This window comes from Streptomyces sp. NBC_01669 (assembly GCF_026339735.1).
Taxonomy (GTDB): Bacteria; Actinomycetota; Actinomycetes; order Streptomycetales; family Streptomycetaceae; genus Streptomyces; species Streptomyces yanii.
Genome location: NZ_JAPEQG010000003.1, coordinates 320198 through 337385, shown reverse-complemented (window position 1 = coordinate 337385; position 17188 = coordinate 320198). Strand labels below are relative to the sequence as shown.

Here is a 17188-nt window from a genome sequence, read left to right as displayed (position 1 = left end):
TTGTGGAGCCGGCACGGGACGGTTGGGCATCACAGCGCCCTCAGTACCCTTCTCCCCCGGTGATCGGCGCCACGGCGTCGAGGACGGCGCCCGCATGGACGAGTTCTGTGGCCGCACGGACACGCGGGTACATCACGACGTCGCGGGTGAGGTGCGTGATGCCGCGCCCGTCGCTGGTCGGGGTGGAGCGGACGAGCTCGATGACGGCCCGCGAGGCGGGCGACAGGGCCTCCGGGCCCTTGCCGCTGACCTCCAGCCGCAGTTCGAGGGCCTGGGCGGCCATGACGAGCTCGATGCCGATCACGTTCTCGATGTTGGCGACGACCTGCCGGGCGTGCCGGCCGGCGTTGTTCGCCATCGAGACGTGGTCCTCCTGGTTCGCGCAGGTGGGGATCGAGTCGACGCTGTCCGGGTGGGCCAGCGTCTTGCAGTCGGAGACCAGCGCGGCGGCGAGGTACTGCGGGAGCATGTAGCCGCAGTCCATGCCGATGTCCTCGGACCGGACCAGCATGTCGGGCAGGCCGCGGTTCAGCGTCCCGTCGTCGAGGCGGAACAGCCGCCGCTCCGCGATACTGCCGATCTCGGTCACCGCGATCGCGGTGAAGTCGGAGGCGAAGGCGAGGTATTCGGCATGGAAGTTGCCGCCGGAGACCGCCTTGAGCCGGCGGCTCGCCGGGAGCTCCGGAAAGATGAGCGGATTGTCGGTGGCGGCGTTGATCTCCCGCTCGACGACGGAACCGACGAACTCCAGGCTCTCCCGGACGGCGCCGAGCACCTGGGGCACGCAGCGCAGGGAGTAGGCATCCTGCGGGGGCTGCCGCCGCGGGTCCTCCTCCTCGCTGCCGTCGATGAAGGCGCTGCCTTTCAGCAGCGCCCGCAGGTGGGCCGCGGAGGCGATCTGGCCGGGGTGCCCGCGGGCCTCGTGGATCTGCGGCAGGAACGCGTCCCCGAAGCCGGTCAGCGCCTCGATCGTCATGGCTGCCGTGACCTCGGAGGTCAGGGCGAGCTGACGGGCGTCGTGGACGGCCAGGGCGGCCATGGCGGTGGAGAAGGAGGTGCCGTTCGTGAGCGCGAGGCCCTCCTTGGGGCCGAGCTTGAGCCGTTCCAGGCCTGCGGCCTTCATCGCGGCCAGGCCGGAGACGACCTGTCCGTTCAGGAGCGCCTGGCCGCTCTCCTCGTCCAGGTCCTCGCCCTCGGGCGCCCGGGACAGCACGATCGCGAGGTGGGCGAGCGGGATGAGGTCGCCGCTGGCTCCCAGGCTGCCGTACTCCGGAACCGCCGGCAGCACGTCGTGGTTGAGCATGTCCAGGATGGCCTGGGCCACCTCGACCCGAACGCCGGAGTGACCGCGGGCCAGGCTGACGGCACGGATCAGCATGGCGGCGCGAATGAGGTCCGGTTCGAGCAGGCGTCCCACGCCGCAGGCGTTGGAGATGATCAGGCGACGCGACAGGTCGCTCGCCTGCTCCGGACGCTCGAACGCCTTGCGGCCGGCCAGTGAACCGAATCCGGTGTTGATGCTGTAGATCGGCTCCACCGGCGCCCCGGGATCGTCGCGCAGCCGCCCCGCGACGGCGTCGCTGACCCAGTCCAGACTCGCCCGCATCCGGTCGGCCGACCCGGGCGCCAGCTCCACGCGCTTCCCACGGCGTGCGACGTCAATCAGATCCCGCATGGTCAGCGGGATCGCCCCGATCTGAAGGGCATTCATGAATTCCTCCCTCGTATACCGCGGCTTCGACAGAAGCTTCCCCGGTTGATTCCAGATACTGCAAATAACTATTCTCACCACATGGAAACATCTGATGATGGGTCGGTCCCGCCCGGACGCGACTCCTCTTTCGGCAAGGGCCTGTCGGTGCTCGCCCGGGTCCTCACCGAGGACGGCATCCGCGCCGACGCCCTCGCCGCCGCCCTGGACCTACCCCTGAGCAGCACCTACCGCTACCTGCGGACGCTGAGGGAGTACGGCTTCGTCAGCGAGGCCGAGGGTGCCTTCCGGGCGGGGCCCCGACTCCCGGGAAGGACCTCCGGACCGCCGGCCGACCGCATCGCCGAGCTGGCCGAGCCCTTCCTGCAGCAACTGGCCGACGCCACCGGGGAGACGGTGACGCTGATCATGCGCCTGGGCCACCACGGGATCTGCGCCCGGCAGGTGGAGTCGACGCACCAGATCCGGCTGGCCTTCCAGGTCGGACAGCTGCTGCCGCTGTACGCCGGCGCCGGCGAGCGTGTGCTGCTGGCTTTCGCCCCGGAGCCGGTCGTGCGCGGCGTCCTGCAGACCGGGCTGCGCGCGTTCACCCCCGACACACCCGACCGCGAGGAAGTCCTCCGGCTCCTCAAGACCGTTCGCGCCCAGCGTTTCGCGATCTCCCGGGGGGAGTTGACACCAGGTGCCGTGTCGCTGGCGGTGCCCGTGCTGGTCGGTCACGAGGCCGTGGCGGCCCTGTGCGTGGCAGGTCCGCGGAACCGTTGTCCGAGCACGTGGCAGCTGAACGCCCGGCGGGAACTGGACAGCGCCGCACAGTCGTTGGCCCAGGTCGTCATCGACGGACGGTGAGCGGCCGGCGGGCTGGAGTAATAGTCAAGACCTGTGGATCAACCCAGTTGGGTTGGTCCTTGTGTCAGGGTCGACGTCTCATAATGCTTCGAACGCGGCGGCTTCCTCCGCGTTCGGCCAGTAGCCCATGGGCCTGTGGTGAGATGCTCCTCACTGGTCGTGGCCGGGCCACACTGCAACAAGATCACGGTAGTCGGCGAAGCGGGCGCCGGGAACCGTGTCTTGGATCGGCTGACCGTTCAGCCAGCATATTTGGAAGGTGTCGCTCTCGGTGTCGAGTAGACAGCACACTCCGCCGCTGGCGGCGGTGAGGCTGGTGAACACGGCTCTGATGCTTGCGGATCGCTCAAACAGCCGGCTCATCCCCGACGTGGCTGCGGTAAACGCTAGCGACGCGAAGCGAGGGTGCGGCGCAGGCGCGAACTGCACCGTGAGGTAGACGTACCCAATCGCAACCCTCCCGAACTCGTCGGGTTCGGAGTCACGGTCCCCGCAGAACTCGCGCACTGCGTCGTCTACGCCGAACATGATTGAGGTGTCGAGTTCAAGCCTGCCGCTTATGGAGCAATCCACCGGCTCGCTCTTGAAGTTGGATGTGAAGGGCACAACAACCTGGTCACCGCCGGGCATGGTGACGGTGAGTGGCATCATTCGACGGGTTGGCGGCGCCAGCTCGGTGAGCTCGACCAGCGCCCTGGCGACGTTCTGGGCAGGCACGATGATTTCGTAGCTGTAGTCGAGCCCCATACCGTCCACCCCTTGTCCGTCGAACTGGATCTTCCCATGTCGTGCCCCGTGGTCGGGGCCTGGGCATTGTCTGGGAGGTATGCCGGGTCCTGCGAACAATTTTCGTTCCTGTCGTCCAGCCGAGGTTCACGCTGCGTTGGTTTCGGGGCGTTCGACGAGGTGTCCGAGTTCGAAGCGGGCGCCAGCGCGGACCAAGGCGACGAGGTGGGGTGCAGTGATCGCGCGCCAGCGGGCCTGAGCGGACTCGACGAGCTTGAACACCATCGTCAGCGCCGCGGCCGGGCTGCCGGCCCCGCGGGTGACTTTGGTCCTCAATTTCACGGTGCTGAAAGTACTCTCGATGGAATTTGTCGTGCGCAGGTGCACCCAGTGCTCGGCGGGGAAGTCGTAGAACGCGAGGAGCTCGTCGGCCTCGTCGGTGACCTTCTTGGCCGCTTTCGGCCACTTCGCTCCGTAGGCGCGCTCGAAGTCATTGATCGCCTTCTCGGCGTGGTCGCGGTCCTCGGCGTTGTAGATCTCCTGCAGAGCCTTCTTCGCGCCCGGCTGAGCCGACTTCGGTAGCGCGTTCATGACATTGCGGACCTTGTGAACCCAGCACCTCTGGTGCCTGGCCTGCGGAAACACCTCTGCGAGGGCCCTCCACAGTCCCATCGCGCCGTCACCGACCACGAGTTCGGGATCGCGCATGCCGCGTCGGCGGCAGTCACGCAGCAGATCCGCCCACGACTCGGTCGATTCGCGCAGCCCCTCGGCCAGTGCGATGAGTTCCTTGCGGCCGTCGGGGCGCACGCCCATGAGGACCAGAACACAGGAGTGGGCCTGGCCGAGGCGGACCTTGGGGTGGACGCCGTCGGCCCACACGTAGACGTAGTCGGAGTCCGACAGGTCGCGGGCCTGGAAGGCGGCGTGGTCGTCGGTCCACTGCTTCGTCAGCCGGGTCACCGTCGCCGGCGAGAGGCCAGCCGAGGAGCCCAGGAACTGCTCCATCGCGGGCACGAAATCCCCGGAGGACAGTCCATGGAGGTAGAGCAGGGGCAGGACCTCGCTGACCTTCGGGGACTTGCGGCACCACGGCGCGAGGATCTTCGACGAGAACCGCTTGCGCTCACCGGTCTCCACGTCGACGCGCTTGTCGTTCACGCGGGGCGCCTTCACCGCGACCGGCCCGGCGGCGGTGGTCACCGTCCGTTCGCGATGATGGCCGTTGCGAACCACCAGACGTCGGCCGACCTTGTCCCGCTCGCCGGCCAACTCGGCTATGTACTGATTGACTTCGGCCTCCAGGGCCGCGGCGAGCATCCGCCGGGCGCCCTCGCGGACGATGTCGTCCATCAGCGATCCGGTCTCGGTGGTTCCGTCGTTGTTGACTACGCTGAGCAGTCGGGTAGCTCCGGGGCATTGCTGCACCGGAGCCCCCTCAGAACCGGACGTGCGAGTCATCCCCGCATCCGGCTCAAGCTGGCCTGTGGCTGCCGGTGGGTGTCGTGCTTCCGGTCGCCAGCGTGTGCCTGGCGATGACAGGTCGTGTGGATCAGCTCCAGGTTGCTCGGGTGGTCGCTGCCGCCCTTGCTGCGGTAGGTCAGATGATGCACGTGGATCGCCCGGAGGCTCCCCGTGAACCAATTGGCCCAGTCCTGAACGTCGTCCGGGTCGAACCCGGCTCCGTCGATCAGATCCAGTCCGCACCTGGGGCAGAGCCCCCGCTGACGGTAGGCGAGGGAGAGGATCTTCTTGGGCTCCCCCACGGCCTGTATCCGCTTGCGTCGACGGTTCCCCCAGTACTCTTCCAGCTCCGGATCATCGGGCGACGCGTCGTCCTTGACCAGGGTGTGTCGCTGGATCGGCATCCAGGAGGCTTGCGGCAAGTAGTGCTCGGGGGTGCCGAACACCCACTTGCTGGACCTGCCTGGCTGGAACGTGCCCCAGTACCTCCGTTTGATCCATCCCCAGGGTTTGCGGCGATGCCGTCGCATGGCCCAGCGTTTCAGGACCTCGAAGGTGTGGGCGTCCAGTAGGTTGAAGGTCTCCTTCGAACAGACAGTCCGGTAGTACGTGGACCAGCCACGCACGAACGGTGACAGTGCCCCGACCAGGCTTTCAGTGGGCGAGCCGCTGTTCTCCCTGGCCGTGGTACTGATCCTCTTCCGGGCTCTCTGCAGGGCATCCCGGCTCGGCTTGATGATCAGTTTCTCGCGGAATCTGCCGACGTTGAACCCGAGGAAGTCCACCCCGCTGGAGAGGTGAACCACCCTGGTCTTCTCCTCGTTGAAGGAGAGACCACGGGGTTCGAGCCATGCGGCAAGATCCTGCTTGGCCTTGATCGCCTCGTTCTCCGTGGTGCAGAACACCGCGAAGTCGTCGGCGTACCGAACCAGAGCCGGCGAGGTCGTCTTGGCGTTCCAAGGGCGGTTCGCCCCGATGACCTCACCCATCCCATGGAGTGCGATGTTCATCAGCAGCGGGCTGATGACGCCGCCTTGCGGAGTGCCTTCAGGCGTTGAGACGAACCGCCCGTCCTCCATGACCCCAGCCCTCAGCCATCCCTGGATCTGCCGTCGTCCCGGAAACAGGCCGACGGAGTCCATGAGGTGCTGATGACTGATGTGGTCGAAGGCGGCTGACAGGTCGGCGTCGAGGACCCATAGCCGCTTGGCGGTCCTCCGCCCAGCGACATTGAAGATCATCTCTATGGCGTCCCAAGCTCCCCGGCCTGGTCTGAAGCCGTAGCTCCTGGCCTCGAACCTGGCCTCCCACTCCGGTTCAAGAGCGTTCTTGAACCTGGCCTGGTCGACCCGGTCCCGGATCACCGGGATACCCAGAGGGCGCCTCTTGCCGTTCGCCTTCGGGATGTACACACGACGCACGGGCCGGGGGTGGGACATGGGGTCAGCAAGTATCTGCCGCGCCATCTTCCCCCGCTTCTCCGGAGACAAAGCCTTCTGCCCATCGATTCCCGCCGTCTTCTTGCCGGTGCTGACCTGGCAGACCCGCCTGACACTCGTCAACGTGTTGGCCCTGGACCGCAGCATCAGCTTTTGCAGGTTGCGCACCTGCTTCATGTCACCCTCGCGGGCAGCCCTGAAAATCCTCTGACGCAGCCGCTTTACAGACGTCTCTTCTCGGCTCCAGTCAATGCTGTGCCAGAACTCGGCGTCGCCCTCGGGTCCGTTCATCCGGGGTTCAGAGATGGCCAGTTCGGTCACCGCAGCCTCCCTTCAGTCCAACTTGCGCCTCGGTACAAGTGCTTGCCCATCGTCTCTTCATGGCCTACCTGGTCCACGTCAGCCGCCTTTCGGCTCCAGCCACAGGCTGGTGTCCACCGGGTTATGAGCCGCCAGGTGGGGACTCCTGGTCGGCGGCCGTTTCCCCTGGGCTTTCGCCCTGGTGGCGTTCGCTTCTTGGACCATCCTGTTCCCGCACGGGGGTTCGACCTCCGTTACCTTCGGCTTACCGGCTGACGAGGCCGGACCCGTACGGGGTTTCCGTGTTCCACATCGTGCAGTTGCGCCCGGGTGGGGTGCTCCCTTTCCGCCGTCCTCCGCGGTGACCTACAGGTCCCTTCCCGATGGGGACCTGCCGCGCCGGGCTTCCCAGCCCTAGTGTTTCGTGATTCCGTCAGCGTTACTTGATCTTGTGTGACAGGGTCTCTTGGTGTGGAGATCTCCGTGGAACAGGCCGCCGAGTTGCGGGAGTTGTTGAACAGCCGGGACGTTCCTGCGGACATTGCTACGCGGGGCCGGATCGTGCTGTGGTCGAGTGAGGGGCGCCGGCGCAAGGACATTGCCGAGCTGCTCGCGGTGTCGCTGCCGACCGTGGACCGGTGGAAGACCCGCTATGCCGAGCACGGACTGGCCGGGCTGGAAGGGGAGCGTCCCGGTGGCGCACGGGAACAGGTACCGGCGCGGGTGCGGTCCCGAGTGATCGCGCTGACGCGCATGACGCCGCCGGACGGCACGGGGCTTTCGCACTGGTCCACACGGGAGTTGGCGAAGTACCTGGAGCGAACCGAGAACATCACCGTGTCCTGGCACTACATCGCGCGCATCTGGCGCGAGGAAAGCCTGAAGCCGCACCGGTCCGGCACCTTCAAGATTTCCAAAGATCCCGCGTTCGCGGAGAAGGTGGCCGACGTGATCGGCCTGTATCTGGCCCCGCCGGGCGGCGCGGTGGTCCTCTCGATCGACGAGAAGACGCAGATCCAGGCGCTGGACCGGACCCAGCCGGTGCTGCCGGTCGCCTTCGCGGCGAGCGAGAAGCGCACCGCCGACTACGTCCGGCACGGCACCACGAACCTGTTCGCCGCCCTGAACGTCACCACTGGTGAAGTGCTCGGCGAGTGCAGGCCGACCCGGAACGGCAAGGATTTCCTGGCCTTCTTGAAGAAGGCGGTGAAACCGCACGCCGGGAAGGACATCCATGTCGTCCTGGACAACCTCTCGACGCACACCACCCCGGAGGTCAAGGAGTGGCTGGTCAAGAACCCGCACGTCCACTTCCATTTCACTCCCGTCGGCTCCTCGTGGCTGAACCAGATCGAGATCTGGTTCGGAATCCTGACCCGGCAGTCCATCCGCCGCGGCACGTTCTCCAGCGTCAACGTCCTGATCAAACAGATCCGCGACTACATCAACTCCTGGAACACGACAGCGAAACCGTTCACTTGGACCGCGACCGCCGGCGAGGTCCTCGCGAAGGTGCGACTCGTCGCGACCAACGTGAAGAAACTCGTTAATAACAACTCGAACTGACATGAACAGGATCACGAGACACTAGAGGATTCCACCGCCGAGTGCTGACCATTGAGCGGTGTAAGTCTGACGACGAGTCGACGAGAGTTCGCTTTCGCTCACCCGTCCGGACTTCCCCTTCGCCTGTAGCCTGCGAATGGCCCGCGAGCCCTTGGGCTTGACCACCTCCGCTCAGCACCCCGGGATTACTCCCGGCGCACCGGAGGCTGGGGACTGACCGTTGATCACTGGTCAGGTCCGCATGACACGTCTCCTCCCCTGCGGACTCTGCGTGCGATGTGACTTCACGTCGCACCGGGCGTGCCTTCCCAACCCGCGGTGCAACGCGGGTCTACTCGGTGACCATCAATCGATCACTCGGGAAGGTACGCCCTCCGCTTTTCGCGAAGCACCCCTCCCGAGGCCGATCCACAGGTCTTGAGCATTGCTCTCCTGGCCCATTCCGGTCCCGGGTGGCTGGGGGTGCTCGCGCTCACCGGCACCGTGCAGATGGCGGCCGCGACTTGTGCGGGCACGACGCAGCGCTCGGTGCGCCAGCAGTTGACGCCGCCCGAGCTGCAGGGGCGGGCTCAGCAGACCTCGACGTGGCTGGTCTCCGGGGCCCGGCCGTTCGCCTCGGCCGGCGCCGGAGTCCTGGCCGGCGCCCGGCGGCGCCGCCGACCCCGGGGAGAGCCCTACTCAGGCCTGCCGGCGCGAGGTCGGCGAGGAGCTCGGCCTGACGCGCGAACCTGGACGTCTTCTCGCCGTGCACTGGCTGCCCCCGGACCACCCCGACATCGACCCGGGCATGCGGATGCCCGGCGAGGTCCGCTACATCCTCGACGGCGGCACCCTCACCGACGGGGAGATCGGGGCGGTGTGCACCCCCGCGGGCGAGCTGGCCGGCTTCGAGTTCGTCGACTCCACACAGGTGGAGCAGCGGATGAAACCGGTCGACGCGCAGATCCTTCTCGCCGCCCTGCGGGCGCGGCTGTCCGGCACGACCGCACACTTGGAGGGCGGCCAGCACGTGGGTGAGGCGCCGCCGCCCCGGTAGGCGCGCGCGGTTGTCGTCGGTGACCGGAGCGCGGAAGCGGTCCGCCCAGCGGGGGCTGTACCGGTCGTCGCTGTGCGGGCTGGCTGCCGCGGCCTGGTACCTCCAGTCCTCCGCCGCCATGAACGCCGTGGTGAATGCCGCTTCCCGGGCATGGATGTCGCGCGCAGCGCGGAGCGCGGTGGTCAGGGCCTGGTGAAGGGATCGCGCTGCCTCGGCCTGCTGGTGGGCGAACGTGCGGACGGTGTGCTGGGCGGCTGGGTCGTTGGTACGGAGCAGCAGGTCCGGTACCGGGAAGCAGTCGGCGGTGATCACCGGAGCAGGGAGAGCACCCGGAGTCTCAGGCGGGGTGCGACGGCTGCTCATCGGCCCGCTCTGTCCGAGCTGACGGGGGCTTGGAGTGGATTGGCGTCCGTGTGCGGCTCTACGGCGACGCGGATCTGCTGCGACAGCGCATCGGCCCGCTCGTTCACGGCCTGGGCGTCTGGGCCGGTGACGACGAAGGAGCCCAGCCGGTGGCTATTGACGGGGCTCTGTCCACGCGCGCGCCGACAGACCTGCGCAGGCGGACGAAGGGAACGCCCGGTCCGACCGGGGGAAGTTCGGTCACCGATGCCAGCCGCCCGGACCGAGGACTGCTCAGGAACCGTACGGTGGCGTAACCGTGGCGCGTGGGAGCGAGGTTGGCTGGCCGGCCCAGGGAGGTGTCGAGCAGAGCCGTCCACGGGTCGATGCCCAGCACGTGCTGGAGGAGGAAGCCGATCTGGCCGGCGCCGAGGCGGGCACCGATCTCGATGACCGTGCAGATGCCGTCCGGGCCGACGATGACCTCGGTATGGGATGCCCCGTTGCGGATGCCAACCGCGACGATCGCCTAGTCCACCTCGGCGAACACGGCCCGCTCAACCGCTGGGGGCAGAACGGCGGGCAGGCTGTGGCCGATCTCTACCCGGTGCGTGCCTTGGGTCACGGCCTTCGCGGTGGCGCACAGATGCGCCGTGCTGCCGTCCTGGGTGAACGATTCGACGCTGTACTCGGCGCCCGGGGCACAGCCCTGAATCAGGACGCGCACATCGGTCGGCATGCCGTACGTGCCGCGCGGGGCGCGGGCCGCCGACCTGATCCCCCGCCACGAGGGGGGCTGACCGCCGGGGCTGCTGACCGCGACCGGTCGGGCGCTGACGAGGCGACCGCCGCCCCGTCACCGCCAGGACCCTGCCCGTGCCCTCGCGGACGGGCGGCAAGTTTCGCGCACCGAGCCCCGGTTTACGCCCGTGGCCCGGGGAGCAGCACTCGTACTCCAAGGGCCCGTTCACCGGTCCGATGTACGGCGTGTGGCGCACCTACCGCCCAGGCGGGACCGGGGCGGCGGCCGGTACCGCGTCGGCCTTCTTGCCGGGCAACGTCAGCACGGGGAGGCTGACGTCCGGGAGGCCGCCGCGGCGACGGGGCAGGGGCCCTTGCTGGCTGCGCCCACGGCCTCGGCGGAACGGAGGCAGCTACCGCTTGGCGGCCACGAATCCCCACTGGTCGACCGGTTCGCCGACGACAGGCTCTTCGGGGCGCCACAGGCTGATCGAGCCGAAGCCCGGCTCCACCAGCTCGAGTCCGTCCGCAAAGGTCCCCATGACCTCCCTGGGACGCGAGATGTACGGCATGGCGCCGCCACTGGCGTACTCGTCGGACCCGGCCTGCGTCTCCGGAGTCTCGATGGTGTCGCACAGCATCAAGTAGCTGCCCGCGGGCAGCGCGTCCAAGTAGCTGCGGAGCAGCGCCGCGGCCTCGCCCGAGTCGGCAACGTGTCCCAGCGTCGAGAGCACCATTACGGCCACCGGCCGGTCGAGGTCCAGCGTCCGGGCGGCCTCGCGCAACACAGTCTTCGCGTCCGTCAGGTCCGCGTGCACATAGTCCGTCGCCCCTTCAGGCCGGCTGGTCAGCAGGGCACGCGCGTGAGCCAGGACGATCGGGTCGTTGTCCACATACACGATGCGTGCTGTCGGCTCGACGTCCTGGGCGACCTCGTGCGTCGCGTTCGCGGTCGGCAGACCTGTGCCGAGATCCAGGAACTGGCGCACCCCGGCCTCACCGGCCAGAAAGCGCACCGCTCGCGCCTGGAACGCCCGCGAGGCGCGCGCTATCTCGATGATCTGCGGGTACAGCTCCTCCATCGTAGCCCCGAGCCGACGGTCCACCTCGTAGTTGTCCTTGCCACCCAGCCAGTAATTCCACACCCGCGCCGAATGCGGCGTGCCCGTTTCGATTCCGTCCACCGGCGTCCGGATGCCTTGCTCGTCAGTCATCGGCCCTCTTCGTGTCACACATCGGTTGCGCGGACGGCACTCGTACCGCGCACGCCCATGCTTCCTCACCAGCATCGTCCGCACCAGCCCGACAAGGGAGTAACTCCCTTGTCGGGCACGGACGCAGAACGGGGCGCACCCCGTCCGGGAAGAGCGCGCGGTGCACTCGTGCCGACCGTGCATCAGGCTGTCGAGGATCACCGGGGTGAGACCGGCGCCCGGAAGAGCTCGGCAGTTTGTTCGGGCGTCACCAGGCACTCGGACCGGCCTTGGCTTGAGCCGCCCGCCGAGTGATAGGCCCTTGTGCCGGCCATCCCCTGTCAAGTTCAGCGTGTTGAAACTTGAGGTCGTGTCTGAGGGCCGACAGCTGGCGGCTGTCGGCCCTCAGGGATGAAGAGGTCAGCGGGGGTCCAACTCTCGCCGCGCGTCCCGTCGCGCGTCCAGGGACGTCTTGAGAACAGCGGACCGCGGCCTGCCAGTCAGCAGGATCTGCGTCCCTGCCGCGATCAGGCCGCCGAGCGGGCCCCGGACCTCCTCGACCGCGACTTCGTCGCCAGTGCCCCCAACCGCTGCTGGGTCGCCGACTTCACGCACGTCGCCACCTGGAACGGGGTCGTCTACGTCGCCTTCGTCGTGGACACTTTCTCCCGTCGCATCGTCGGCTGGTCCGCCTCCACCACCAAGGAGACCAGGCTCGTCCTGGGCGCCCTGGAGATGGCGCTGTGGCAGCGCGACCGGGACGGATTCCCGCACGCACAGGGCGAGTTGATACATCACTCGGACGCGGGGTCGCAGGGTGGATTCAACCGGTCGTCGCAACACCTCGATCATGGAGGTGTCCGATGGGGCGACCGGCAGGGTGGACGACGGCGGTGACGGGGCGCCCGGCGATGCGGTCTCCGGGCAGGCCACCGGTCCGCCGGGATGTGGAGCGTGCCTTCTGGAAGAAGATCGCTGACGGGCTGACCAGCGAGGACGCGGCGATCGCGTGCGGCGTGTCGGGGCCGGTCGGCTCGCGATGGTTCCGGGAACGTGGCGGTATGCCGTCGATCGAGCTGGGCCCGGTGTCGGGCAGGTATCTCTCCTTTGCAGAGCGCGAGGAGATCGCTGTGCTGAAGGCTCAGAACAGCGGGGTCCGAGAGATCGCCCGTCGGCTGGGCAGGCACCCGTCCACTGTTTCGCGGGAACTGCGGCGCAATGCGGCCACCCGCAGCGGACAACTCGCCTACCGGGCGTCGATCGCGCAGTGGAAGGCCGAGCTGGCCGCGCGGCGGCCGAAGCCGTCCAAACTTGCCTGCAGCGAGCGGCTGCACGAGTACGTCCAGGACCGCCTGGCCGGAGAGATCCACCGCCCGGACGGCATGCCGGCGCCGGGACCTGCGGCACCGCCGTGGAAGGGACGGAACAAGCCGAGGCGCCAGGACCGCCGTTGGGTCAACTCGTGGAGTCCGCAGCAGATCTCCCACCGGCTCAAGGTCGACTTCCCCGATGATGAGTCCATGCGCATCTCTCACGAGGCGATCTACCAGGCCCTCTACATCCAGGGCCGCGGAGCACTCAAGCGCGAGCTGGTCGCCTGCCTGCGCACCGGCCGTGCGCTGCGGGTGCCCCGGGCTCGCACCTCCGGCCGGGGAAAGAAGTTCGTCACCGAGGACGTGCTGATCAGTCAGCGGCCGGCCGAGGCGGAGGACCGGGCGGTCCCCGGCCACTGGGAGGGCGACCGTGCGACACGAAGTCGCAGTGCGCCGTGAGGCGCTGAAAACCGTAGGAGGTGCAAGACCTCCTCGCTGGGCTGTCGCAGCAGTCCAGCAGGAGCTGAGCGCAGTCCAAACCAGGAAACGCTGGGGCGGGCGGAAAGCAGCGCTGACAAAGCCGAGACAGTCTGGAACTGCCAGATGGGCTGGGTTCGGCAAGCGAGATCGGACGGTATACGAGAGGAACCAGTGGTAAAGCTCCGTAAGCGTGTCACCGGCTCAAATCTGGCGGATATGGGCCGGGATGCAGCGCACAGCCGCTCGAATAGAGCGGCCGACTCCGTAGCTGGTATGCGATGTCAGTGGGGAGGCCACGGTGAAGGTCTGCGGCGTAACCGTGGCGATGCTGCCGGAGCAGAGCTGGATGCCAAGCCGATCAACCGGTTTTCAGTGAACACGGGAACTATCCCGCGTCGTTCCTACAGCCCGGAATCCATCCGGGGCGGGGGGATAGATGCGTTGTCCGTCGAAGGAGCGGGATGGGGCGGAGGCCCCGTAGTAGTCAGAGCGAGCGAAAGGCTCGTACACGGCCAAGGGGGCCAGCAAGTCTGCAGTACGGATACCGGAATGCCAGGAGGACGTTGGTGAATACCGATGAGCTGGAGTACGCCTTACTCAAGGCGGAACGCCGGGTACTGGAGATCCAGACCAAGCTGCACCGTTGGGCCAGTGATGACCCTCATCGCAGGTTCGATGATCTGTACAATCTCGCCGCCGATCCAGGCTTCCTGCTGGTCGCCTGGTATCGGGTGCGGAACAACAGGGGCGCGCGCACGGCTGGAGTGGACGGCCAGACCGCCCACTACATCGAGTCCGTGCGTGGGGTGGAAGGGTTCCTCTCGGAACTTCGGGAAGATCTCAAGGCCCGTACCTTCCAGCCTCTCCCGGCGCGACGGCGCGCTATCCCCAAATCCAACGGCAAGGTCCGTTATCTGGGGATCGCGACCATCCGTGACCGGGTTGTCCAGGCGTCTCTGAAACTGGTGTTGGAGCCGATTTTCGAGGCGGAGTTCCTCCCATGTTCTTATGGGTTCCGTCCGAACCGCCGTGCTCATGACGCGGTGGCCGAGGTGCACCACTTCGCTTCCCGCTCTTATGAGTGGGTCGTGGAAGGTGACATCAAAGCCTGCTTCGATGAGATCTCGCATTCCGCCCTTATGGACCGGGTGCGGAATCGAGTCGGTGACAAACGTGTCCTGGCCCTGGTGAAGGCATTCCTGAAGGCGGGCGTCCTCGATGAGGACGGCACGCTTGCGGGTGTCAACGCTGGAACTCCGCAAGGGTCAATTCTCTCCCCGTTGTTGAGTAACGTGGCTCTCTCGGTCCTGGACGAGTACGTCGCCCAAGGGCCGGGCGGTCCCGGTGCCAGCCCGTATGGAAGGGCCAAGCGACGTCGTCAAGGTCTGCCCAACTACCGTCTTGTACGGTACGCGGACGACTGGTGCCTGCTCGTGGCGGGCACCGCGGCGGACGCGGAGGCTCTGCGGGAAGAGATCGCAGGGGTCTTGTCCACGACGGGCCTACGCCTGTCGCCGGAAAAGACCCTGATTACCCATATCGACGAGGGGCTGGACTTCCTCGGCTGGCGCATCCAGCGCCACCGGAAGCGAGGCACCGGCAAGCAGTACGTCTATGTCTATCCGGCCAAGAAGGCACTGGCTGCCGTCATGGCCAAGGTGAAGACGATTTGTCGGCGGAACACGAATCTGACGCTCGCAGACCTGCTGCATCAGCTCAACCGGGTGCTGCGGGGATGGACCGCGTATTTCAAGCACGGATGCTCGAAGGCGACCTTCAACTACCTGCGGTCCTACCTGTGGAAGGAGGTCATCAGGTGGGAAAGGCGCAAGCATCGACGTACGCCGTGGAAGCAGCTACGCCGACGCTACGGTATCTGGCCGGCTGACGGTGATACTGGGATGTTTGACCCCGCCAAAGTGCGCACCAAGCGCTACTACTACCGGGGCAACCGCATCCCAATGCCGTGGCCGAGCGCGGCATGAGGTCCCATCACGAACCTATTGGGGCTTGTGGAGAGCCCGTTGCCTAGTAATAGGCACGGCGGGTTCGGGAGGCGGCTCGGAGAAACCCACCAGCGGTGACGCTGGCAGGGCGCTCCGGGCCGACCTCACCGAATTTGAGTGGACTGAGTGCGTTGTGGCAAACCGGATCTTGTTCGAGGTGTGCGGCGCGGGTGGTCATCCGGACGGAGGTTCGGGTGCGGCTGCGGGCATGAAAGAACGGGCCCCTTGGTAGTGACGCGGTTACGACACCCAGCACGACCAAGGAAGCCCGTTGCCCGGTCAGTTCAGCAGTAACTCGGTGCCTGCGTCCACCACGGTCACCCCTGGGTGTGACTGCTACGTGCACCGGTTCGGTTCGATCGCTCCAGGGCGGCGGGCAGGCTGCTATCCCAGTGACATGACGGATGCGGAGTGGGCCGAGGTCCGCGCCGCGATGCCGGTGCCGGCCTGGCTCCTCAAGCGGGGCGGGCGCCCGGAGGCGTACTGCCACCGCGAGATGCTCGACGCGGTGCGCTACCTCGTCGACAACGGCGTGAAGTGGATGGCCCTGCCGGTCGACTTCCCGTACTGGCGGGCGGTCTACGACTTCTTCCGCCGCTGGCGTGCCTGCGACTACGTGCGTGAGCTGTACGAACGCCTGCGCCGATCGGCGCGGGAACGCAAAGGACGCAACGCCGAGCCCAGCGCGGGGATCATCGACAGCCAGTCGGTCGATGCCTCCGAGACCGTGGGTGAGGACAGTCGCGGGTACGACGGCGGGAAATCACGCGACGGGCGCAAACGCCACGTCCTGACCGACACCGAGGGCCTGCTCCTGGAGGTCACCGTGACCACAGCGGACGTCCACGACTCCAAGGCTGCCCCCGCGCTGCTGGAGGCGTTCATGGACGAGCCGGGCCGGCTGCTGAAACTGGTGTGGGTCGACAGCGCCTATCAGGGTCCGGCGCTGGCGGCGGCGTTCTCCCGCCACGGAGTCCGGGTCGAGGTTGTGCGCCGGTCCGACGGGCAACGCGGATTTGTCGTACTGGCCCGCCGGTGGGTGGTCGAGCGCACGCTGAGCTGGCTGTCCCGTTCACGCCGCCTCAACCGCGACCACGAACGCCGCCCCGACCACCACCAGCAGATGGTGTGGTGGGCAGCCGTGATCAGGCTGTCCCGGCGCCTGGCCGGGGACGCTCCACGCTGGCCGGACAAGCGGCCCGAGCGACAGCCCCAGGCGCCGGCGTGAACCGTCCGTCGTCCGCCCGCACCAGCCAGCCCCGCTTCTCCAGCACATAGGCACGGTGACGGATCTTCTCCACCTCGTTTTTGACCTCCGCCTCCCGGCCCACCGCCCGTGTCAACTCCACCCCGTTCACCGGCCCCGGAGCGGCCACGACAGCGGCGAACACCTCCCGATACACACCGCTGAGCACCTCCTCGCCCATGCCCGACCGCCACGCCGGCGGCCGCTCGCCGTGCCCCGCGCCGGAACCGCTCGACCCCGCAGCTGTCGCCACCCCACCACCGGACGGCACGGACACCGGCGTATCCACAGTGCTCTCCTCGGCCAGCACCGACACGAGCTCCTCACGCCCCACCCGGGCCCGCTCGACCCGCTCCCGCGCGGCATCCACCTCCACCTGAGCCTGCTCCAGGACCTCCGTCCAGGACTCCAGATCCTGCCTCGCCCGCGCCTCACGCCGTTCCATCAGCCCCAGCACCGACGGCATCGCAACCTCCTCGATCAACAACAAGCCGTCCGCCGCCTGCCCCTACCGCTCCACGAGCATGCCCCGCACACGAAGAAGCCCCTGCTCATCGAACAGGGACTCCCTTTGCCACAACGCACTGACCGATTGGAGAGGCAGTTGATGAAGCTGTAGGTGCAGTCACGGGTCCGTGTCCGTATGACCTGTCCCCGCCCTTGACGTGCGATGCCGGTAACGGCGTGGTGCGAAGCTCAGGGGAAAGCCCAAGGACTTCCGTTCCATCCGGGAGTTACCGGCAAGGGGAAGACCGGACGGGTGAAGTACATGAACT

Annotated in this window: 11 protein-coding genes and 3 pseudogenes; 7 read left to right on the top strand and 7 right to left on the bottom strand. The window is 67.4% G+C overall.

Features of this window, described 5'->3' with window-relative positions; translation table 11 throughout:
• Window positions 1-40 precede the first annotated feature (40 nt).
• Window positions 41-1711, bottom strand: a complete 1671-nt coding sequence (hutH, locus tag OG972_RS48505; protein ID WP_266993516.1) for a histidine ammonia-lyase — start codon at window positions 1709-1711, stop codon at window positions 41-43.
• A gap of 81 nt (window positions 1712-1792) precedes the next feature.
• On the opposite strand from hutH, the gene OG972_RS48500 reads away from it, so the two are divergent.
• On the top strand, window positions 1793-2560 hold the full coding sequence (locus OG972_RS48500) for an IclR family transcriptional regulator (protein ID WP_266993514.1): 768 nt from the start codon (window positions 1793-1795) through the stop codon (window positions 2558-2560).
• Between the two features lie 150 nt (window positions 2561-2710).
• On the opposite strand, the gene OG972_RS48495 is transcribed toward OG972_RS48500, so the two are convergent.
• The 3 genes from OG972_RS48495 to ltrA (OG972_RS48485) form a co-directional block, all read right to left on the bottom strand.
• Window positions 2711-3307 carry a hypothetical protein gene (locus OG972_RS48495; protein WP_266993512.1) on the bottom strand — a complete coding sequence of 199 codons (597 nt, stop codon included), beginning with the start codon at window positions 3305-3307 and terminating at the stop codon, window positions 2711-2713.
• A 126-nt stretch (window positions 3308-3433) separates the two neighbouring features.
• Window positions 3434-4687 carry an IS256 family transposase gene (locus OG972_RS48490; RefSeq protein WP_266993708.1) on the bottom strand — a complete coding sequence of 418 codons (1254 nt, stop codon included), beginning with the start codon at window positions 4685-4687 and terminating at the stop codon, window positions 3434-3436.
• Between the two features lie 56 nt (window positions 4688-4743).
• The gene (ltrA, locus tag OG972_RS48485) at window positions 4744-6510 is read right to left on the bottom strand and encodes a group II intron reverse transcriptase/maturase (protein ID WP_266993510.1); all 1767 of its coding nucleotides are present in this window, start codon (window positions 6508-6510) and stop codon (window positions 4744-4746) included.
• A gap of 450 nt (window positions 6511-6960) precedes the next feature.
• Between ltrA (OG972_RS48485) and OG972_RS48480 the strand changes: the two genes are divergently transcribed.
• The gene (locus OG972_RS48480) at window positions 6961-8055 is read left to right on the top strand and encodes an IS630 family transposase (protein ID WP_266993508.1); all 1095 of its coding nucleotides are present in this window, start codon (window positions 6961-6963) and stop codon (window positions 8053-8055) included.
• Between the two features lie 676 nt (window positions 8056-8731).
• Window positions 8732-9091 (top strand): annotated as a pseudogene (locus tag OG972_RS48475) (NUDIX domain-containing protein); the annotation flags it as partial.
• Between the two features lie 871 nt (window positions 9092-9962).
• On the opposite strand, the gene OG972_RS48470 reads toward OG972_RS48475, so the two are convergent.
• The gene (locus OG972_RS48470; protein ID WP_266993506.1) at window positions 9963-10160 is read right to left on the bottom strand and encodes a hypothetical protein; all 198 of its coding nucleotides are present in this window, start codon (window positions 10158-10160) and stop codon (window positions 9963-9965) included.
• A 427-nt stretch (window positions 10161-10587) separates the two neighbouring features.
• Complete coding sequence (locus OG972_RS48465) at window positions 10588-11388, bottom strand: SAM-dependent methyltransferase (protein ID WP_266993504.1); 801 nt, start codon at window positions 11386-11388, stop codon at window positions 10588-10590.
• A gap of 528 nt (window positions 11389-11916) precedes the next feature.
• Between OG972_RS48465 and OG972_RS48460 the strand changes: the two are divergent.
• From OG972_RS48460 to OG972_RS48445, 4 genes and pseudogenes are all read left to right on the top strand, one after another.
• Window positions 11917-12183 (top strand): annotated as a pseudogene (locus OG972_RS48460) (DDE-type integrase/transposase/recombinase); the annotation flags it as partial.
• A 47-nt stretch (window positions 12184-12230) separates the two neighbouring features.
• A pseudogene (locus tag OG972_RS48455) lies at window positions 12231-13109 on the top strand (transposase); the annotation flags it as partial.
• Between the two features lie 617 nt (window positions 13110-13726).
• Complete coding sequence (gene ltrA / locus OG972_RS48450; RefSeq protein WP_266993502.1) at window positions 13727-15145, top strand: group II intron reverse transcriptase/maturase; 1419 nt, start codon at window positions 13727-13729, stop codon at window positions 15143-15145.
• A 418-nt stretch (window positions 15146-15563) separates the two neighbouring features.
• Window positions 15564-16394, top strand: a complete 831-nt coding sequence (locus tag OG972_RS48445; protein ID WP_266992208.1) for an IS5 family transposase — start codon at window positions 15564-15566, stop codon at window positions 16392-16394.
• Here the strand turns inward: OG972_RS48445 and OG972_RS48440 are convergent.
• Entirely contained in the window at window positions 16312-16878 is a 567-nt protein-coding gene (locus tag OG972_RS48440; protein WP_266992207.1) for a hypothetical protein, read from the bottom strand. The two genes, OG972_RS48445 and OG972_RS48440, sit on opposite strands and share 83 nt — an antisense overlap.
• Window positions 16879-17188 lie beyond the last annotated feature (310 nt).

What these genes read in the sequence shown, in the direction of transcription:
- hutH (WP_266993516.1), bottom strand. Translation starts at nt 1,711, where the DNA reads ATGAATGCCCTTCAGATCGGGGCGATCCCGCTGACCATGCGGGATCTG.
- OG972_RS48500 (WP_266993514.1), top strand. Translation starts at nt 1,793, where the DNA reads ATGGAAACATCTGATGATGGGTCGGTCCCGCCCGGACGCGACTCCTCT.
- OG972_RS48495 (WP_266993512.1), bottom strand. Translation starts at nt 3,307, where the DNA reads ATGGGGCTCGACTACAGCTACGAAATCATCGTGCCTGCCCAGAACGTC.
- OG972_RS48465 (WP_266993504.1), bottom strand. Translation starts at nt 11,388, where the DNA reads ATGACTGACGAGCAAGGCATCCGGACGCCGGTGGACGGAATCGAAACG.
- OG972_RS48445 (WP_266992208.1), top strand. Translation starts at nt 15,564, where the DNA reads ATGACGGATGCGGAGTGGGCCGAGGTCCGCGCCGCGATGCCGGTGCCG.
- OG972_RS48440 (WP_266992207.1), bottom strand. Translation starts at nt 16,878, where the DNA reads ATGCCGTCGGTGCTGGGGCTGATGGAACGGCGTGAGGCGCGGGCGAGG.